Annotated in this window: 17 protein-coding genes; 4 read left to right on the top strand and 13 right to left on the bottom strand. The window is 42.6% G+C overall.

Annotation, left to right across the window (positions count from 1 at the left end; all coding sequences use genetic code 11):
* Positions 1–128 precede the first annotated feature (128 nt).
* Entirely contained in the window at positions 129–962 is an 834-nt protein-coding gene (locus tag V6Z54_RS08765; protein WP_039182354.1) for a PRD domain-containing protein, read from the bottom strand.
* Between the two features lie 52 nt (positions 963–1,014).
* Complete coding sequence (locus tag V6Z54_RS08760; protein ID WP_041087688.1) at positions 1,015–1,293, bottom strand: hypothetical protein; 279 nt, start codon at positions 1,291–1,293, stop codon at positions 1,015–1,017.
* A 500-nt stretch (positions 1,294–1,793) separates the two neighbouring features.
* Here V6Z54_RS08760 and V6Z54_RS08755 point away from each other — a divergent pair, with 500 nt between their 5' ends.
* On the top strand, positions 1,794–4,220 hold the full coding sequence (locus V6Z54_RS08755; protein WP_338527932.1) for a S8 family serine peptidase: 2,427 nt from the start codon (positions 1,794–1,796) through the stop codon (positions 4,218–4,220).
* A gap of 89 nt (positions 4,221–4,309) precedes the next feature.
* Positions 4,310–4,525 (top strand): hypothetical protein, encoded by a 216-nt coding sequence (locus tag V6Z54_RS08750; protein WP_338527931.1) that lies wholly within the window; start codon positions 4,310–4,312, stop codon positions 4,523–4,525.
* An 11-nt stretch (positions 4,526–4,536) separates the two neighbouring features.
* Here the strand turns inward: V6Z54_RS08750 and V6Z54_RS08745 are convergent, their stop codons facing one another.
* The 3 genes from V6Z54_RS08745 to V6Z54_RS08735 all read right to left on the bottom strand — a co-directional run bounded on the left by V6Z54_RS08745 (position 4,537) and on the right by V6Z54_RS08735 (position 7,666).
* Positions 4,537–5,541, bottom strand: coding sequence for an LLM class flavin-dependent oxidoreductase (locus tag V6Z54_RS08745; protein WP_041087684.1), 1,005 nt, complete (start codon positions 5,539–5,541; stop codon positions 4,537–4,539).
* A 53-nt stretch (positions 5,542–5,594) separates the two neighbouring features.
* Positions 5,595–6,344, bottom strand: a complete 750-nt coding sequence (gene nfsA / locus V6Z54_RS08740) for an oxygen-insensitive NADPH nitroreductase (protein WP_041087682.1) — start codon at positions 6,342–6,344, stop codon at positions 5,595–5,597.
* Positions 6,345–6,454: 110 nt separating this feature from the next.
* Positions 6,455–7,666: an FtsW/RodA/SpoVE family cell cycle protein gene (locus tag V6Z54_RS08735; RefSeq protein WP_041087681.1), complete on the bottom strand. Its 1,212-nt coding sequence runs from the start codon at positions 7,664–7,666 to the stop codon at positions 6,455–6,457.
* A gap of 476 nt (positions 7,667–8,142) precedes the next feature.
* Here V6Z54_RS08735 and V6Z54_RS08730 point away from each other — a divergent pair, with 476 nt between their 5' ends.
* Positions 8,143–8,406, top strand: a complete 264-nt coding sequence (locus V6Z54_RS08730; RefSeq protein ID WP_008345491.1) for a spore morphogenesis/germination protein YwcE — start codon at positions 8,143–8,145, stop codon at positions 8,404–8,406.
* A 77-nt stretch (positions 8,407–8,483) separates the two neighbouring features.
* On the opposite strand, the gene qoxD is transcribed toward V6Z54_RS08730, so the two are convergent.
* The 8 genes from qoxD to V6Z54_RS08690 form a co-directional block, all read right to left on the bottom strand.
* Positions 8,484–8,864 (bottom strand): cytochrome aa3 quinol oxidase subunit IV, encoded by a 381-nt coding sequence (gene qoxD, locus V6Z54_RS08725; protein WP_007497818.1) that lies wholly within the window; start codon positions 8,862–8,864, stop codon positions 8,484–8,486.
* Position 8,865: 1 nt separating this feature from the next.
* Positions 8,866–9,483 (bottom strand): cytochrome aa3 quinol oxidase subunit III, encoded by a 618-nt coding sequence (gene qoxC / locus V6Z54_RS08720; RefSeq protein WP_039182371.1) that lies wholly within the window; start codon positions 9,481–9,483, stop codon positions 8,866–8,868.
* Complete coding sequence (qoxB, locus tag V6Z54_RS08715; protein ID WP_007497822.1) at positions 9,483–11,441, bottom strand: cytochrome aa3 quinol oxidase subunit I; 1,959 nt, start codon at positions 11,439–11,441, stop codon at positions 9,483–9,485. Before qoxB ends, qoxC begins: the two co-directional genes overlap by 1 nt.
* A 27-nt stretch (positions 11,442–11,468) precedes the next feature.
* The gene (gene qoxA, locus V6Z54_RS08710) at positions 11,469–12,425 is read right to left on the bottom strand and encodes a cytochrome aa3 quinol oxidase subunit II (RefSeq protein WP_087976235.1); all 957 of its coding nucleotides are present in this window, start codon (positions 12,423–12,425) and stop codon (positions 11,469–11,471) included.
* 517 nt (positions 12,426–12,942) lie between these two features.
* Entirely contained in the window at positions 12,943–14,025 is a 1,083-nt protein-coding gene (locus tag V6Z54_RS08705; RefSeq protein ID WP_073978820.1) for an aminopeptidase P family N-terminal domain-containing protein, read from the bottom strand.
* A gap of 12 nt (positions 14,026–14,037) precedes the next feature.
* A complete protein-coding gene (galT, locus tag V6Z54_RS08700) occupies positions 14,038–15,549 on the bottom strand; it encodes a UDP-glucose--hexose-1-phosphate uridylyltransferase (protein WP_338527930.1) in 1,512 nt (503 codons plus the stop codon).
* A gap of 36 nt (positions 15,550–15,585) precedes the next feature.
* A complete protein-coding gene (galE, locus tag V6Z54_RS08695) occupies positions 15,586–16,578 on the bottom strand; it encodes a UDP-glucose 4-epimerase GalE (RefSeq protein WP_338527929.1) in 993 nt (330 codons plus the stop codon).
* The gene (locus V6Z54_RS08690; protein ID WP_338527928.1) at positions 16,578–17,765 is read right to left on the bottom strand and encodes a galactokinase; all 1,188 of its coding nucleotides are present in this window, start codon (positions 17,763–17,765) and stop codon (positions 16,578–16,580) included. Before V6Z54_RS08690 ends, galE begins: the two co-directional genes overlap by 1 nt.
* Positions 17,766–17,940: 175 nt before the next feature.
* On the opposite strand from V6Z54_RS08690, the gene V6Z54_RS08685 reads away from it, so the two are divergent.
* Positions 17,941–18,786, top strand: a complete 846-nt coding sequence (locus V6Z54_RS08685; RefSeq protein ID WP_007497828.1) for an AraC family transcriptional regulator — start codon at positions 17,941–17,943, stop codon at positions 18,784–18,786.
* Positions 18,787–18,795 lie beyond the last annotated feature (9 nt).

Here is an 18,795-nt window from a genome sequence, read left to right as displayed (position 1 = left end):
TTTGATGACGCTTTCATCATAGTATAAGACTGTGACATGCGTCAACCTCTTTTTTCAAATCCAATGACCCATATACACTAATAAGAGTAGTGTGCATAAAAAAAAGCCTGCATGCAGGCACGATCATTTTAAACCAATTCGGCTTCCTGCAGACGCTGGACATGCAGCGTGATGTAGCCGATCTCCGATTCAGGGAGATGAAGTCCATATTCATCTTTTAACAAATCAGCAAGTCCAAGGGCACACCGGTAAGCCGTATCATACTTTGTTTGGATAAAAATCAGCATGTCATCGTCCATGATTTGAAATGCCTCATTCGATTCCAACCTGCCTAATGCATACCTCAAATGTGTCACAAGCCGCTGATAGGAAATACTATCCTCATCAATTGAATGCTGAAAATAGCTTTCAATATGCTCGATCATTTCTTTGATCATCGTTGTATATTTTACGGTCTTTTTCATGGACTCCGTATTCATTTTGGCCGTATGAATATGAAGTGCCACATATCCTGCCTCATCGTCCGGCAGTTCGACCCCCAGCCGCTCCTTTACATAACGAATGGCATACTTTCCAATCTCATATTCCTGCTTATATAAGACTTTGATCTCACCAAGCAATTTATTATATAACACAATGCCTTTTTGAAGGCGTTCAATGGCGAAGGACAAATGATCAGTCAGTGATATGTGGATGTGATCACTGAGCGGCATCATGAGTTTACCTTCTGCATAACTGATGATATGCTCTGCCACCTCAATATGCGCTTCTGGCAATGTGGCAAGAATTTGTTTGAATTTCTCATTTTCTTCACGCACAACAAAGATTTTCTCTATTTTTTGAAGAGGAACGACGTCATTTTTCCCCTTCTGAAAAGCAATTCCGGGTCCCATCACAATTTTCTCCTGATCGCCCTCCTTTACAACCACTGCGTTGTTATTCAATATTTTATATATCTTCAAGGGGTATCCTCTCCCAGCAGATAACATTTCTTATGTGGGATTTTACCCTGTTTCACTTTTTCTGTAAAGGTAAGAGCGGACCAGCACGCGCCTCTCGCATCGTCTTCTCTTCAAGCATCATCAGACTTTGAGTCAACCGCTTCTCTGCCCTGCGTTTCTTCTTATGCTCTTCTGCCAGCTTCTCCAGCTCTCTCTCTTTCACTACTTGAAAGAATCCGGCATCCGCCGCGGCCGCCTGAAACCCTTGCTGCTTCATCATCACACCAGGGTTCACAAGCACATTCATCATGAAACCAAACCATACGCTCAACCAGCTTTTTAATTTCTTCACTGAACATCCCTCCGCTTTTCTTAGAATCTAGCAGCTCTATCAAAACAACTGCTCCTATCATATCCCGAGAAAAAAGAGAGGTTTGTCACAATCTGGGTGAAAAAACAAACTAGTTTTCAGAAGTTTTGTTGAAAAGTGCAGAAGATCATCATGTGCCTAGATGTTTCATTGAAAATTTTATGCACACGCTATCCCAAAGATAAGCACACCTTATCAACAGGGTTTATCCACATATCAACACCCTCTCACTAGATTTTGTGTATGTAAATTTTTTATTTTCCATATATGTATCTTAATAATCGAGTTATCAACAGACATTTGTGAATAAGTGCGACTTTATAAACAAAATAGTTCTTTGTAACTATGTAAAATAAGACCATTTTAGTAAAGGAATTGTTTTCAACATATTGAATACTTAATAACGGGCAGTGAATCTTTCCTATTTATCCACAAAAAGAAAGGCTATCTCCCTAAAAACACAGCTAGAAAGGGGAAAATTAATGAAAAAGGTCATATCTCGTTCTTCTGTTCTATTGTTCTCCACTATTTTTATTTTATCCACATTCTTTACCGGTCAACAGGCTGCTGCTGCTCCTTCTAACAAAAAGGCGGAACTAGAAAAAGCAGAAATCTTCGGTGAAATCAATGTCAACTCGAAAAAACAAACCACTGTCATTGTTGAATTAAAGGAAAAATCCTTAGTTGAAGCCAAGCAAGACGGCGAAGCACAAACAAAAGCCTCCCTCAAAAAATCTCGAACAAAAGTAAAGAGCGCAGCACTCAAAGAGGTAGATAAAGCGAGTGTTCGTCAAGAATATGAAAAAGTCTTCTCTGGTTTCTCTATGAAACTTCCTGCAAACGAAATCCCGAAGCTGCTTGCAGTTGATGGAGTAAAAGCCGTTTATCCGGATGTTACATATAAAACCGATGAAGTGAAAAAGGAAAGCATCCAGCTTCCAAACGAAGATGTCTCCCCGCTTATGGATAAGAGCGCTCCATTTATCGGTGCACCAAAAGCATGGGATGCCGGCTATTCTGGAAAAGGGGTCAAAGTCGCAGTCATTGATACTGGAGTAGACTATACCCACCCTGATTTAAAAGGAAACTTCGGTTTATACAAAGGCTATGATTTTGTTGATAATGATTATTCTCCGCAAGAGACACCTAAAGGAGATCCTAGAGGTGAATCCACAGATCACGGCACACACGTCGCAGGAACGATCGCGGCAAATGGACAAATTAAAGGTGTCGCAAAGGATGCAACACTTCTTGCATACCGTGTACTTGGACCAGGTGGATCTGGAACAACTGAGAACGTTCTTGCAGGCATCGATCGGGCGGTTACTGACGGAGCAGATGTCATGAACCTCTCTCTTGGAAACAGTGTCAATAACCCTGATTATGCAACGAGCATCGCTCTCGATTGGGCCATGTCTGAAGACGTTGTCGCTGTTACATCCAATGGAAACAGCGGTCCGAACAACTGGACAGTCGGTTCACCTGGCACATCAAGAGATGCCATTTCTGTCGGAGCAACTCAGCTTCCGTACAGCCTTTACAATGTGAAATTCCCGAACTATTCCACTGCAAAAGTCATGGGCTACTACCAAGAGAGTGATTTAAAAGCGCTTGACCAAAAACAAGTCACACTCGTCCAAGCTGGAATCGGTGACGAAAAGGCATTTGAAGACATCGATGTTAAAGGAAAGGTGGCCGTCATTGAACGTGGTGCCATTGCTTTTGTTGATAAAGTCGACAATGCAAAAGCAGCTGGTGCAATCGGCGTTGTGATGTATAACAATACCGATGGAGAAATCCCAGTCGATGTACCAGGTCTCGCACTTCCTACAATTAAGCTGTCAAAAGCTGAAGGAACAGCGCTTGTGAAAGCCATTGAGGCTGGAAGCAATACAACGGCTTTCTCCATTCAATTTGTCAAAGAGCTTAGTGAGCAAGTCGCTGACTTCTCATCCCGCGGACCGGTTGTGGATACGTGGATGATTAAGCCTGATCTATCAGCACCCGGCGTCAGCATTGTGAGTACGATCCCAACACATGATCCATCTCAGCCTTACGGATATGGTTCTAAGCAAGGAACAAGTATGGCATCTCCGCATGTGGCAGGAGTTGCAGCGATCATCAAACAAGCAAAACCATCGTACTCAACTGAACAAATCAAAGCATTGCTGATGAATACAGCAGAAAAACTGTTTGACGCAAATGGCAGCCCATTCCCTCATAACACACAGGGAACAGGCAGCGTTCGAATCATGGAATCACTTCAAGCGTCTTCTATCGTTTCTGATGCGAGCTATTCTTACGGCACTTTCTTAAAGGAAAAAGGCGTTCAAATCAAAACGAAGAAATTCAAGGTAGAAAACCTTTCAAAAGCACCGAAAACGTATACCATTGATTACAAATTCAATGGCAGCGGCATTAGTACAAACGGAACGAAAAAAATCACCGTCAAAGGAAATTCCACTGGATCCTTTACTTCCGCAGTACAGGTGAATTACGGAAAAACCAAAAAAGGGACGTACCAAGGCAGCATAACCATTCGCGAAAATGGCAGAAAGGTCACGGAAATCCCTACTTTATTGATTGTGAAAGAGCCAGATTATCCGCGCGTCACTTCTGTTTCCGTAGAGCCCGACAATCGTGCTGGAAGCTATGTCATTAGCAGCTACCTGCCTGGCGGTGCTGAGAACCTTGCATTCCTTGTCTACTCGACAGATGGAGAGTATTTAGGTGAAGCTGGTGTTTATCAACATGTTGATAAAGGAGAGCATCGCGTAAAATGGAATGGTACGATCAATCAAGGCCAGAAGCTTGAAGCTGGTGAGTATACAATGCTTGCGTATGCAAGTTTGAAAGGAAAATCAGATACCGTACAAACGAAGGAACCTTTCGAAATTTACCCTGAATAAATGTGAATCACAAGAAAAGCCTTGTATGAGCGGATAAGCTCATCAAGGCTTTTCGATCATATATGGAGGAAAGAGAAACTCATATTGATATGGCTATGGATCGTTTCTTTTTTTACTGCTTTTTGACGATCACCTTGGTTTATTTACTAACTTTTTTACATACGAAGCAGCCTCGTCCTTTTCATCAAGCATGCGAGCTGACTGTTTATGCTTCCTGTATCTACCCGCTCAGCCTGCTGGTGTCAGCCGCCTTCTTCCTCGCTATGATGCTGCTTTTCCCCTTTTACTGGCTGCTTGGACGATAAATATACATACGTTATGCATCAAAGGCTTCTTTTAATAAACGATACGATGTGAGCCGGTCTTGCACGTGATGTGTGATGGTCACAGCAATCAATTCATCTGTCCGATAAGCCTTGGCGAGAGTGGTCAGCTGCTTTTTCACAGATGCTGGTGTTCCAACGACCATCCTTTGACGATTGGCAGCCACTCGTTTTTGTTCATATGGACTGTAAGAATACGCCTGTGCCTCTTCATATGAAGGAAAGCCTTCAAGCTTCAGCCCCTGTTCATTGGCAAGTAAAGATAAATCTAAGCTGACAGCCAGTTTTTCTGCCTGCTCCTCTGTTTCAGCACATAAAACAAAGACTGCCAGACTGACACGCGGCTGATCACCGAATACTGAAGGTTCAAACCGATTGATATATTGCTCTACAGAATCTTCTCCACCTTCACCATTAATAAAAAGAGCAAACGTGTAGCCTGCACCTGCTTTCGCCGCAAGCCTTGCACTCCCCCCAGAGGAACCGAGCATCCAAACTTCTGGCGCGGTCTCTACCTTCGGAGAAGCAGTCAAATGAGGCAGCGGGTAAAATTCATCCGCTAGATCGTGTAAATACACCTTCAATTCTTCTACTTGCTCAGGATATTGATCACCTAAACGCTTTCGCTCACCATGATGAAGGGCAATGGATGAAATAGGCATACCACCAGGGGCACGTCCAATCCCAAGATCAATTCTGCCCGGAGCCAGTGCTTCGAGAACCCTGAAGTTCTCTGCTACTTTATAGGCACTATAGTGGGGAAGCATGACGCCGCCCGATCCAATGCGTATGTGTGACGTAACGGCTGATAAATGGCCGAGAAGCACCTCTGGGCTCGATCCTGCAAGCCGGTTTGAAAAATGGTGCTCTGATACCCAAAAACGGTGATAACCCCACTTTTCCGCCTGCTTCGCCAGTTCAACCGTCTGCTTCAAAGCCTCAGCAGGCGTAGCACCTCCTATCAAAGGAGATTGATCCAGTATACTTAATTTCATCATGCTGCACCTCTTACAGAAATCCCCCTCTCTCAAACGAAAGGGGGATGTCTTATTTATTTTCGATTAAAGCCCTTCTCTTTTACAAATTCTCCAAGAAAGGCACGCTTTGGCTGGCTAAAGCCTCGCAGCATCTGCTCAGACCACGTATCTTTTCTCTCGCCGTTTGTTCGTGCTTCATAATATGCGGAAATACGATCATCATATTCTTTTAAATAACGATCCACATGCGCTTCATCTTGCTGATATGAATTTTCATGATATATGAGTTCAACTGGCAGCCGTTCCTTTTGAGACGACTGATTAGCTGGATGCCCAACAGCTAAACCGAATAACGGCAGCACATAAGATGGCGTTTCAAGCACTTCAGAGACTTCTCTCAGCTGATTACGCAGTCCGCCAATATAGCAGATTCCAAGTCCCATTGATTCTGCGGCAACACTGACATTTTGTGCAGCCAATGCCGCATCAATGACGCTAATGAGAAAGGCTTCTGTATTCTCAAGCGCCTCCTGATGATTCTTCCCTGCTTTTTTTGCAATATGATCATGGCGTTTCAAGTCTGCACAGAAGACAAAGAAATGCCCATTCTTCTCAACGTAAGGCTGATTCCCAGCCAGTTCAGCAAGCTTGGCCTTCTTCTCCTGATCTGTTACACCAATAATACTATACGCCTGTACGTAGCTTGATGTTGAAGCAGCCTGTGCACTTTTGATCAGTGTCAGTACCTCTTCTTCTTTCAAACGCTCGTCTGTAAACGAACGAATGGATCGATGATTTAATATGGTTTCTATCGTTTTGTTCAACTCGAAGACCTCCTTGACTTCTTCTATCATAAAACAAAAACATAGGGCTTTTCAAAAATTAAAACTCGCAATAAAAAAGACAGCCTATACTTAGACTGCCCTTACCCGTTTTATTTAAATAAATAACTTTGATATTTCGTTAATTGAACGCTTGCGTTATAGGCGATCCCGAATCCAATCAGAACGGACAAGACAGAGCTTCCTCCAAAGCTGATAAATAAGAGCGGAATCCCTGTTACAGGCATCACGCCTATGTTCATTCCAATGTTCTGGAACGTATGGATCACAATCAAGGCTGTATATCCGACGCAGAAGAATGATGCAAATCGGCTATAAGGATGTATTCGGTCAATCAGCACGACCAGCCGGTAGATCAAGAAGAAGAACATGATCACAACAAACGCACAGCCGATAAAGCCAAAGGCTTCACCTATAATAGAGAAAATCATATCCGTTTGTGCTTCAGGAACATAGACCTTTAAGTTTTTAATGCCGTTCCCAAAAATCTGACCTGCACCAATGGCCATAATCGCCTGCTCTACTTGATATTTATCAGATCCAGATGCATCCTGCGTCTGTGCTTGGTTGGCTGTCGAAGAACTATCAGGCAGCCAAGCGGTAATACGGTTGATCTGGTACTGCTGAATGCCGATTGTTTTCGCAAAATCAGGGAATAAGATGATCACGGCTAAAATAGAGGCAACTAAAAGCACAACCACTGAACCGATAAGAGAAATGAGTTTCCAATTGATCCCTGATAAAAACACCATCACGACGACAATAAACATACAAACAGCCGCAGTCCCTGCATCCTGCAAGAAAATTAGTCCAACTGGTACAGCTGACACCCCAGCAATTTTTAATAGTAGAAAGATATCATCTTCTAATGTCCGTTTTCCTCTAGGGCTTGACTTGCCGATGACAGATGCGAGCATCATAATCAAACCAATTTTCATGAACTCTGAGGGCTGAAGTGTTCCAACCCCTGGTATCACAAACCAGCTTTTTGCACCATTTTTAATTGGAGCAAAATCATGACTTCCAATTTTTGCAGGAGCAACTTTCAGAAAAAGTAACAGCAGTATGCCACCTATAAAAATATAGAGACTTAGCTTCTCTAATTGCTCCAAATCAAAATAATTTATGGCTACAATACATATAACTCCGACCATGTAGTAAATAATCTGCCTCGTCCATGCATTAGTTCCATACTGCCCAAATTGACCCGCAGCATAAATCGCAATGACACTGATGGCAAAGAAGGCTAAAAATATAAAAATCAAATCTCCTTGATAGTAAGGAGATGTATTCTGCTTGTTCATGAACTAACCACCCTTATTACAAAACATAAACGCCCTTATTTATATTAGATTGAAATTTTCACAAAATCAACTCACCTTAAATATGACGGAAGATACATCCGAAAGGTTCCATTCAATTTTCAAAAAATGAAATACTTTTCATCCTAACAATAGGAAAAAATTCCTCTATACACTTTTCATTCAACCGATCTCAAGTCCTTTAAAAAGTTTATTTTACAGATTTTAAGGGGAAAATTCAATGACCTATGTGGCGATATGAAAAGTAAACATCAGATGAGATAAGCTGCACTGAGGAATGAGGATTAAAACCATTTTGTATGGAATAAGGCCCATTTTCCAATTATTACGTTTACTTCAAAGTCAATTGTGGTATAATACCTGTAACAAAATGTTCACAATATCTCCTAAAAACAGACACAATTGCATCCTGACCTCTCATTTGATTTGAACATCAACTTAAAAAGGAGTTGGATACGATGGATATGTTCTTTGCGTACCTATGTATTGCAACGGCTACACCCCTGTTTTTATGGCTGGAAAACAGAAAGATTGCATTAGCATCTATTCCACCCATTATGATTATGTGGATTTTCTTCGGTCTTTACATGACAAGCAGTTTATCTCCAGCAGGACATACCTTCATGATCGCATTCTTTGCCATTAACGTGATTTTGGCTCACATTGCAGCGTTCCTCATCTACGGACTTCCATTCATTCGCAAAAGATTCAGCAGCAGATAGATATCGCCCAACTATTGGAAGCGTTATCACCATTATGATAAAAACCACTCACCTTCAAGAGATGAGTGGTTTTTTTATTATTTCTCTGAATGCTCAGACTGCTTTGGTGCAGACGGTGAATAACCGTCTTTACTGTTCTCTCCGTGGCTGTAGTGAGCCGCAAAGATCCAAACAGATCCGATGACGAAGATAATCGCACAGAACAGACCAAACAAAGTATTTCCGACTTGAACAGTTCCGTTCTCGCTCTCTGTCATGTGCATAAACATGAACAGCTGCAAGAATGCTTGAATGAACGCAAAACCAAAGATAATCCATAGTTTTGCGGAACTGCCAATTTCAGCTCCAATGGCAATCCAGAATGCTAAGATTGTCAGCACAATGGATAGGATGAAGCCAACTACGTGTTTCCAAGGGAAGTGTTCGTGCTCTGCTGAGGAATGTGTTTTTCCAGCCATATCACAAAAGCCCCCCTAATCCGATCAAGTAAACAGCTGTGAAGATGAAAATCCATACAACATCAAGGAAATGCCAGTATAGACTTGAGATAAAAATCTTCGCTGCTGTTTGTGGAGTTAATCCACGTTTTTTAATTTGGAACAAGATTCCGGTAATCCAGAAGATACCGATCGATACGTGTAGTCCGTGAGTTCCTAAGAGTACAAAGAATGCAGACCAGTACGCACTTGTATGGATGCTCGCACCCTCATGTACATAATGGAAGAACTCAAAAATCTCAAATCCAACGAAGCCTGCACCTAGAAGCAGTGTGAGAATCGTCCAGATGACAACCCCTTTTGTACTTCCACGGCGCATTTCATGAACGGCAATCCCACATGTAAATGAACTAACCAATAGCAGGAATGTCATGATCAATACAAGTTTCATATCAAACAGCTCAGCTGGTAAAACGCCACCAGCTGTTCTGCCATGTAGAACAAAGTAGGTCGCAAAAAGTGTTGAGAATAACACGATTTCCGCGCCAAGGAATATCCAGAAACCAAGGATGTTTAAACGTCCGGTTTCAGAGCGATATTCAAGCGGTGCATTTGCATAGCTGCTATCATTATGTCCCATTACTTCTGCGCCTCCTTATTCTTTTTCTCTGTTTCGATTACTTCTTCAACAGGAATATAGTAGCCATCGTCATATTCGAATGAACGTAAAATCATCGTTGCGAATACACCGATTAAGCCAATAACGCCAATCCAGTACCATTCAAATACAAGACCGAATGCACCAAGTCCAAAGAATGCAGACATGATCAGCGGTCTGCCTGAATTGTGCGGCATGTGAATTTTCTTGAATTCTTTTTCAGGATGAACGTCTACATTGTTTTGCTTCCAATGATGGAATGCATCTGGTGTTGTCACTTCTGGAAGTGCTGCAAAGTTATAATGCGGCGGAATTGCAGAAGATGTCGCCCAGTCAAGTGTACGTCCTTCTCCCCAGCTGTCTCCAGACACTTCACGTTTTGCGTGTCTCCAGCTGTAGTAAATGTTGTAGCAAAGGATGATGAATCCGATACCCATCATAAATGCACCAATTGTTGAAATAAAGTTTAGTGCAGTCCAGCCATCTTCTGGTCCATACGTATAAATACGTCTTGGCATTCCTTGCAGTCCTAAGAAGTACTGCGGGAAGAAACAAATGTTAAATCCGATCATGAATACCCAGAAGAACCATTTGCCGATTCTTTCGTTTAACTTGTAGCCAAACATTTTTGGATACCAGAAAACAAGACCAGCAAAACAAGCAAATACAGTACCTGCGATTAATACATAGTGGAAGTGGGATACAAGGAAGTACGTGTTATGGTACTGGTAATCCGCAGCTGCCATCGCAAGCATAACCCCAGTTACACCACCGATTACGAAGTTCGGGATGAAACCAAGTGCCCAAAGCATTGGTGATGTAAAGCTGATACGGCCTCGATACATCGTAAAGAGCCAGTTAAAGATTTTCACACCTGTTGGTACAGAGATCGCCATTGTTGTAATCGAGAAGAATGAGTTAACCGCTGCACTGTTCCCCATTGTAAAGAAGTGGTGAACCCACACAAGGAAACTAAGAACAGAGATTGCCACAATCGAGACAACCATCGCTTTGTAACCAAACAACTGCTTTCTTGAGAACGTCGCAAAGATTTCTGAGAAAATACCGAAAGCCGGCAGGATAACAATATATACCTCAGGATGTCCCCAAATCCAGAATAGGTTCGCCCAAAGCATCGGCATACCGCCTGCTTCGAGTGTAAAGAATGCAGAACCGAATAAACGATCAAATGTCATAAGTGCTAAAGCAACTGTTAGTACAGGGAATGCAAAAACGATGATGACAGACGTAATCAATGTTGTCCATGTAAACATTGGCATACGCATAAGTGTCATACCTTTTGTACGCATTTTTAAGATGGTCACCATGAAGTTAATACCTGTCATAAGTGTACCAATACCTGCAATTTGGAGCCCGAGCAAGTAGTAGTTCTGTCCAGGTCCTGGTGAGAAATCATTTCCGGCGAGCGGCATGTAACTCGTCCAGCCTGCACTTGGTGATCCTCCAATAACGAAGGAAATGTTGAACAGCATTGCTCCGACCATGAATGTCCAGAAGCTAAGGTTGTTCAAATAAGGGAATGCAACGTCACGTGCACCAATTTGAAGAGGAACAACGACGTTGATTAAACCAATTAAAAATGGCATCGCCATGAATAGAATCATGATCGTACCATGCGTTGTAAAGATTTCATTATAGTGGTTTGAATCTAAAAACGTATTATTAGGAAGCGCCAGCTGCGCGCGCATCATCAGTCCGTCTACCCCACCGCGGAAGAACATAATCACAGCAGCAAGGATATACATGATTCCAAGCTTTTTATGATCAACTGATGTCAGCCATTCTTTCCAGAGCCATTTCCACTTTTTAAAGTAGGTTAAAACAAACACGATGGCAATGGAGGTAAGAGCGATAGAAATTTGCGCACCAAGAATTAATGGGTCTCCAGTTACAAAAAACTCATCCCATTTTAAATGCATAACGGCCTCCTCCTTTCCTTAGTCAGTTTATTCTGTTTCTAGTTTTCTTTTATAGTTCTTCACATTCTCGAAAGGATCTGTCTTGGAATGCGGAGAAACTGCTTGGTAACCTAAACGTTTGCGTGCTTGGAGTGCATATTCAGAATCCTCTCCGTGCTTCGCAAAGGATAAATGTGTTGATGAGAATGTCTGCACATCTGCAGCATCAGGAAGCATCAAGTAGTCATACGTTTTCTTCGTTAACTTCGGTGCTTCTTTCTTCGTTTTGTTTACCCATTTATCATAGTCAGACTGCGTCATCGCATTGACTTTGAATTTTTGCTGAGCAAAGCCCTCACCTGTGAAGTTGGCGTTTCTTCCTTGGTATGTGCCCACTTCATCAGCTTGAAGATATTGTTCCATTTCCATTCCAGCCATCGCATACTTCTCCCCGCCTAGCTGAGGAATCCATAGGGATGCCATTGTATCAGCGGAAGTGATTTTGAATAAAATCGGCTGATCTTTTGGAATGTTTAAGTAGTTCACTGTCTCAATATTTTCCTCTGGATAACTAAAGATCCATTTCCAATCAACAGCTGTCGCATAAACGACAAGTGGATCTTTATGGCTTGTTGCTTGAGGTGCCTCTTCCAAAGAGTAAATTGTTTTTACAGTTGGAATAGAAAGAGCAGCAACGATTAATATTGGGATCACTGTCCAGACAACTTCTAGAAGCGTATTCCCGTGTATTTCTGGGTTATAAGAGGCGTTTCCAACGTCCTTACGCTCACGGTATTTAACCAAAATGATGGTAAACAGTACAAATACCGCACCAACGATAAAGAGCATGAATCCGATAGATAAAAGGATTAAGTCTTTTTGTTGTGCTGCGACTGGTCCTTTAGGATCTAAAACAGCGATATTGCTGCAACCTCCTAATACAAAAACACTCACGAGCATCGCTAATAAAAGCATAGGTTTAATGGCTCTGAACAAGAAGATCACCATCCTTCCTTAAATAATGTATAAATTGCTGAATAATTGTGAAAAGCCATCTGCCTTCGAAAACTTTTCTTCCCTTTGTAATGCTATCAAAATCTGTTAGAGTTAGCTTCCCTTTTTTCAAAAGTTCATTTATTTTTCAACAGATTTCTCTTAAAATGTCATAAATTCGACATAAATTTATATTATTGCACACACAATAAATTACTAGGATTTTGAAAAGTTGAGAGTTGAAGGCAAAGGACAAACAATCTATAACTTTGTCAAATTTAGGTTTACCACAATAAAAAAGTTTGGTCAAATTTCAATTTAACTTAATGAAATTTTATCTAGGTAAACAATTTCAAAATAGGTATCCCCACATTTAACAAAAACCTTACTCATTTTAACGCAAGTTGACAAGAAAAGAAAGTATCGATCCTCTAACTATACGCTGTAAGAATTGGTAATCATGTTGAATATGTGGAATCCCACTAAATGACTTCCAGCAAAAAACCGGCTCAGCGCCGGCATTCTGCAATTATTCATCTCTTACTAAAATATCAGGGCGCCTATAGATGTCCCCTTCATGTTCAACATCAATGTATGTCCACTTGCCTGTATAGGTTAAAAAGCGGTTCCCCTCTTTCTCTACGACTATCGTATCCTCTGATTTCAATCCAGGCAATGAAGGGTTCCATGTAAACACTTGATGCAGCTGAATTTCTTCCTTCGATGAAGGAACTGCAATCATTTCTCTAGACACAAAGCCCGTTTTCCCTCCTTGATGAAGCTTTTTCCAGCTATCGGGGAAGCCTTCATTTTCATACTGAGCAATACCTGCTTTCAACACGTCTCCCAAAGTCTTACCGGGGCGCGTGGCGGCATTCATGACCGTGTCAATTCGTGCAAGCCGCTCTTTGTTCTCTTCAAGCTCCTTTGGAAGCTGACCGAAGTAAACAGACCTTGTGACATTCGCCACGAGTCCGTGCCGTTCAGCACAAAGGACAACAAGCGCATGCTTTTGAAGTTTTTTGTCTGTTGGAATTGGATGACGGTATTGATGAATCCGGTCATCTGTTGCCACAAGCAGTACCTCTATCGTCATTCCCTGCGCGATCGCTTTTTGAGCCGCAAGCGATGCGATTTCGTACTCTGTCTGTCCTGGAACGATTTCTTTACAGACATTCTCTACAATGACTGCTGTTTCATGACAAAGCGTTTCATATTGGCGGAGCTGTGATGCGGAAAGAATGGATCGAACTTGCGACAAATCCGGCTCGATCCATTCGAATCCATCCATTTGAATGTCTGACCCGATTCGTTTGTCTTTTGTGAGTGTTTGAATGTGTGTCGTATCATCCTCATACCAATCCATCGTTACTACTTGAAATGGGTGATCGATATACGCCATCTCTTCTTCAATGATCCGCTTTTCTTCCATTTGATTCACAATGAGGACGATGTCGTCTTTTAACACAAGCAGCTTACACACGCCCTCTGGTGTATTTAACACGATATGATTTCTTCTTCCTCCTGTCAGCCAGGAGAAGTTATTTCGCTTTTGAATTAAGACACCGTCGAGCTGTTTTTCTTCCATTATTGTTCTTACTTGTTCAATCATCTAATCACCTGCCTATATGAGTGTATGAATGAAACGTTTAAAAGCTGTTTTCCCTTGCTCGGTTCTTTTAAACACACCCGCCTGTGAGAGAATTCGAGAAAAAATCATGCCGACTTCTTTTTGTAAAATGGCTTCTGTATTCTCCACTGTAAAGGTGTTCTCTTCAAGCAGACGCTTTGCCCATGCTTCATGTTTCGTGATAGCAGGACGGGCTTTGATTTCTTCAAGGGGGTTTTGGGATAACAGCGCTTCTTTTAATTGGCTTAATTCCTCTGCTAATCTACCAGGAAGAACTGCAAGACCCATCACTTCAATTAATCCGATATTCTCTTTTTTAATATGATGGACTTCTTCGTGCGGATGGAAAATTCCGTCCGGGTGCTGCTTGTTTGTACGATTATTACGCAGCACTAGATCTAATTCATAGTCATCTCCATGTCGGCGTGCAATTGGTGTAATGGTATTATGCGGCGTCTCTCCTGTATGAGCTAGCAGCTCCACTTCTTCATCTGAATACATTTTCCACTCGTTTAAGATAAAGTCTGCGGCGTCTGCAAGCGTCTGCCTATCGCTGCTTCGAAGGCGGATCACAGACATCGGCCATTTCACAATCCCGGCCCTCACATTCGGAAAGGCACTCAGAGTAAAAACATCTTCAAGCTTCGCTTTCGCCATCGGAAATTCATGCGCACCGCCCTGAAAATGGTCATGGCTTAATATACTGCCCCCGACAATCGGAAGGTCAGCGTTCGATCCGATGAAATAATGCGGGTATATATATATGAAAGAAAGCAATCGTTCAAAGGTCTTTTTGGTGATACTCATCGGCTCATGTTCGCCTTTGAACACAATGCAGTGCTCGTTGTAATACACATAAGGTGAAAATTGTAGAAACCAAGATTCATCTGTGAGTGTCACAGGAATAATCCGATGATTCTGTCTCGCTGGATGGTTGATCCGTCCCCCAAACCCAACGTTTTCTTTACAAAGGAGACAAAGAGGATATTGTTTTTGACTAAGCTTTTTGGCTTCAGCGATTGCTTTTGGGTCCTTTTCCGGCTTCGATAGATTAATTGTGATCTCCAGCTCGCCATCATCTGTTGGTGTAAACCACTGCACATTTTTGGCGATTCTGCCTGTATGAATATAGTGTGCGTGCTGCTGCATTTCATAGAACCAGCTTGTAGCAGCCTCTGGCCCTTCATACTGGCGTTTCTCTTCAAACTTTGCGTAGATGACACTTGGAGGCGCAACCAAGCATCCCATGATTTTCGCATCTAGTAAATCGCGATACGTATCCGTCCCCTCAAGGATAAGGCCAGTCTCTACTGCCCAATCCAGCATCGGCATTAAGATGTCTTCAAGCTCCGCATCCCCTGAGACTGTTCTTGGCTCAGCTTCATCCAGCCCAAGCACCTCAAGCAGCCGATTTCTCGTATAATCGATATCTAGTGGTGTAATCAGCTCTTGATTAATTCCGTATTGAATCAGCTGTTCCAGTTTTTCAAAAATATCAACCGCCATTCTCTCTGTCCCCTCTCTTGCCTGCCTGTTTACGCGCTATTTACTCTGGTAGCCGTCAGGATGCTTCTGAAACCAATCCCACGCACTTTGAATGATGGTGTGAAGGTCAGCATATTGAGGTGTCCACCCTAATTCTTGCAGCGCTTTTTCAGAAGAAGCGATCAGCTTTGCTGGATCTCCTGCGCGTCTGTTAGCCACCTGTGCTGGAATCGCATGCCCCGTGACGTTTCTTACAGCCTCTACTACCTGTTTCACAGAGAAACCTGTGCCATTCCCTAAGTTATATGTTGCACTTCCTTTTCCAGCGCGCAGACGATCAACAGCTAAGATGTGCGCCTCTACTAAATCCATGACATGAATGTAATCCCTAATACACGTGCCGTCCTCTGTCTCATAATCATCACCGTAAATCATGATCTGATCTCGTTTTCCTAAAGCCACTTGCAGAATGATCGGAATGAGGTGTGTCTCAGGCTGATGATCCTCTCCGACAAGTCCTTCTGTATGAGCACCAGCTACATTAAAGTAGCGAAGCACAACGTATTTCATTCCATATGCCTGCTCAGACCACTTCAGCATTTTTTCAATGGCAAGTTTCGTTTCTCCATAAGGATTGGTTGGATTCGTTTCATCGGTTTCAACGATCGGCACACGCTTTGGTTCACCATACGCAGCTGCGGTTGAAGAGAAAACGATGTGTTTCACATCAAATTCATTCATCACCTGAAGTAAGACTGTTGCTCCTCCAACATTGTTGTCATAGTACTTTAGCGGGTCTGTCACACTCTCACCAACAAGTGAATCTGCGGCAAAGTGCATAACCGCTTCTATTTGATGCGTTTTGAAAACCTGTCTTAAAAAATCTTGATCTCGCAAATCTCCCTCTTCTAAAACAGCTCCCTCCAAAACAGCTTCTTTGTGGCCTGTCTGCAAATTATCCACTACTACTACTTGTTCACCTTTCGCTATAAGAGCCGCTACAGCATGACTGCCAATGTACCCTGCTCCCCCGCACACTAAAATCGTCATTACACTTCCTCCTTCGTGAGTTCTCTTGCGCCGCCTCCAATTCCAGCTGTGTAAAAAGAGGCTTGAATACCTGTCTTCTCTTGATAAATCGCACCCGTTTCTTCTATAAACGATGCCAGCTGTTTTTCTTGCACAATACTGATCGTGCAGCCGCCAAAACCCGCGCCCGTCATACGGGAGCCAATTGTTCCAGGATGGAGCCAAGCGGCTTCTGCCAGAGTATCCAGTTCAAATCCAGTCACTTCATAATCATTCTTTAAAGAGAGATGAGATGCCTTCATAAGCGCACCTATTTCTTCCATTTTATCATCTTTCAGAAATTTGACTGCTTTTATGGTTCGGTCGTTTTCTGTCACCACGTGTCTTGCACGTTTGCGGCATGTTTCATCCTGTATCAAGTGGGCATGCTCGGCAAATTCATCAGCCGTGAGCTCACATAAGTGGGCAAGATCGATTTCTTTTCGTAAATCGTTTAAGGCTGATTGACACTCTGACCGGCGTTCATTGTATTTGGAGTCTGCCAGTGTCCGCTTTTTGTTTGTATTGGCAATGACAAGCGCCAGTCCCTCTTGCCGAAACGGACTGTATTCAAAATCAAGGGTATCGCAATTGAGCAAGATGGCATGATCTTCTTTTCCAAGAGCGATTGAAAACTGATCCATGATGCCGCAATTGACGCCAATAAATTCATTTTCTGCACGCTGCGAAAGGAGGGCAAGACGGGCATTTGAAACGCCGAATGAATGCCATTCATTGATAAAGACAGCGGTGACAAGCTCGATGGAGGCAGAGGAAGACAGCCCTGCGCCATTGGGAATATTGCCGCCATATACAATGTCAAAGCCTTCTTCTATCTTCATCCCTGCTTCGATAAACTGATGGAACACGCCCTTCGGATAATTCGCCCAGCCGTCCGGCTCTAAGTAAGCGATTTCAAAAAGATCGAATTCTTTCACACCATCGCCATCAAAGTTCAAGGAATACATTCTCACGCGGCCATCTGACCGCTTTGCACATGCTGCATATGTACCGAGAGTGAGCGCACAAGGGAATACATGACCTCCATTGTAATCTGTATGTTCTCCAATCAAGTTCACTCTTCCCGGGGCAAAAAAATAGCGAAGTTCTTCTTCTCTATCCCCAAATTGCTGGTGAAATGCCGTGCGTAACATATCGATCATATCCATTCCCCTTTTCTCTTCTGATATTCTTATTTTAGTTGCCTGAACTGCGTAAGTTCAATGGTAAAAAAATCGTTAAAAAATACCCTTTTTTTGCTGTGAATGGTACGATGTGATATGAGGTGTACCATGATTCAAAATAGAAAAAGGTTGTTTTTTGCTGTGAAGGAGGTTTTCCAATTTGAAGAAGGAAGCATTTGCATTTCGTTTTCACCATTCTGATGTTACATTGCCGGCACAAATATGGTCTGTTGGCTGGGAGGTTCAATCATCTTCGTTATACAGCTGGAATGGCGTGGAGCGGAAGGATCAGGGCAAGTGCATCTTTCAGCTCACACTGTCTGGACACGGCATGATTGAAATCGGACAGAAGCGGTTCAAAGTCTTGCCAGGGCAGGCCTTTCTTGTGAAAAGTCCAAGTGCCTATCAATATTATTTTCCAGAGGACAGTGAGCATTGGGAATTTCTATATTTGACGCTTTATGGGGAAGCCTGCGATCTTTGCTTTGACCAATTTATTGATCAAGGAAAGCAGGTCATGCGTTTTCATCCTAATTCCAAACCGATCCGCCTGCTGAAGAAAATTTATGATGAAGCCAGTGAAAGACGGATTACCAATCCATTTGAGGGGTCTAGCCTTGCTTATCAATTTGTCATGGAACTGTATTCATATTTGCCAAAGCTTGAGGGACAAATGGAGAAATGGCCTGAGCCCATCGTTCAAGCGGCCTTGTTTGCCAGCCATCATTTTCACGAGGAAATTGGCCCAGACGATATGGCAGCTGCGGCACGTTTATCCAAAAGTCATTTTACGAGGGAATTCAAAAAGGCCACTGGCTTCACACCAATTCACTACTTAACCAATATCAGGTTAGAGAAGGCGGAAACATTATTAAAAACAACGAAATACTCGATTGAAGAAATCGCCATACAGTGCGGCTACCGAAATGCGAATTACTTGAATAAAGTCTTTCGAAAGAAAATCGGCATGTCTCCAAAGCAACTGCGGGAAACAAGCGATGCATAATAAAAAGCA

It is taken from the genome of Bacillus sp. MAG717A (assembly GCF_036884855.1).
Lineage (GTDB): Bacteria > Bacillota > Bacilli > Bacillales > Bacillaceae > Bacillus > Bacillus safensis.
The sequence above is the reverse complement of the archived record's forward strand: the minus strand, read 5'-3'. Positions and strand labels throughout refer to the sequence as shown.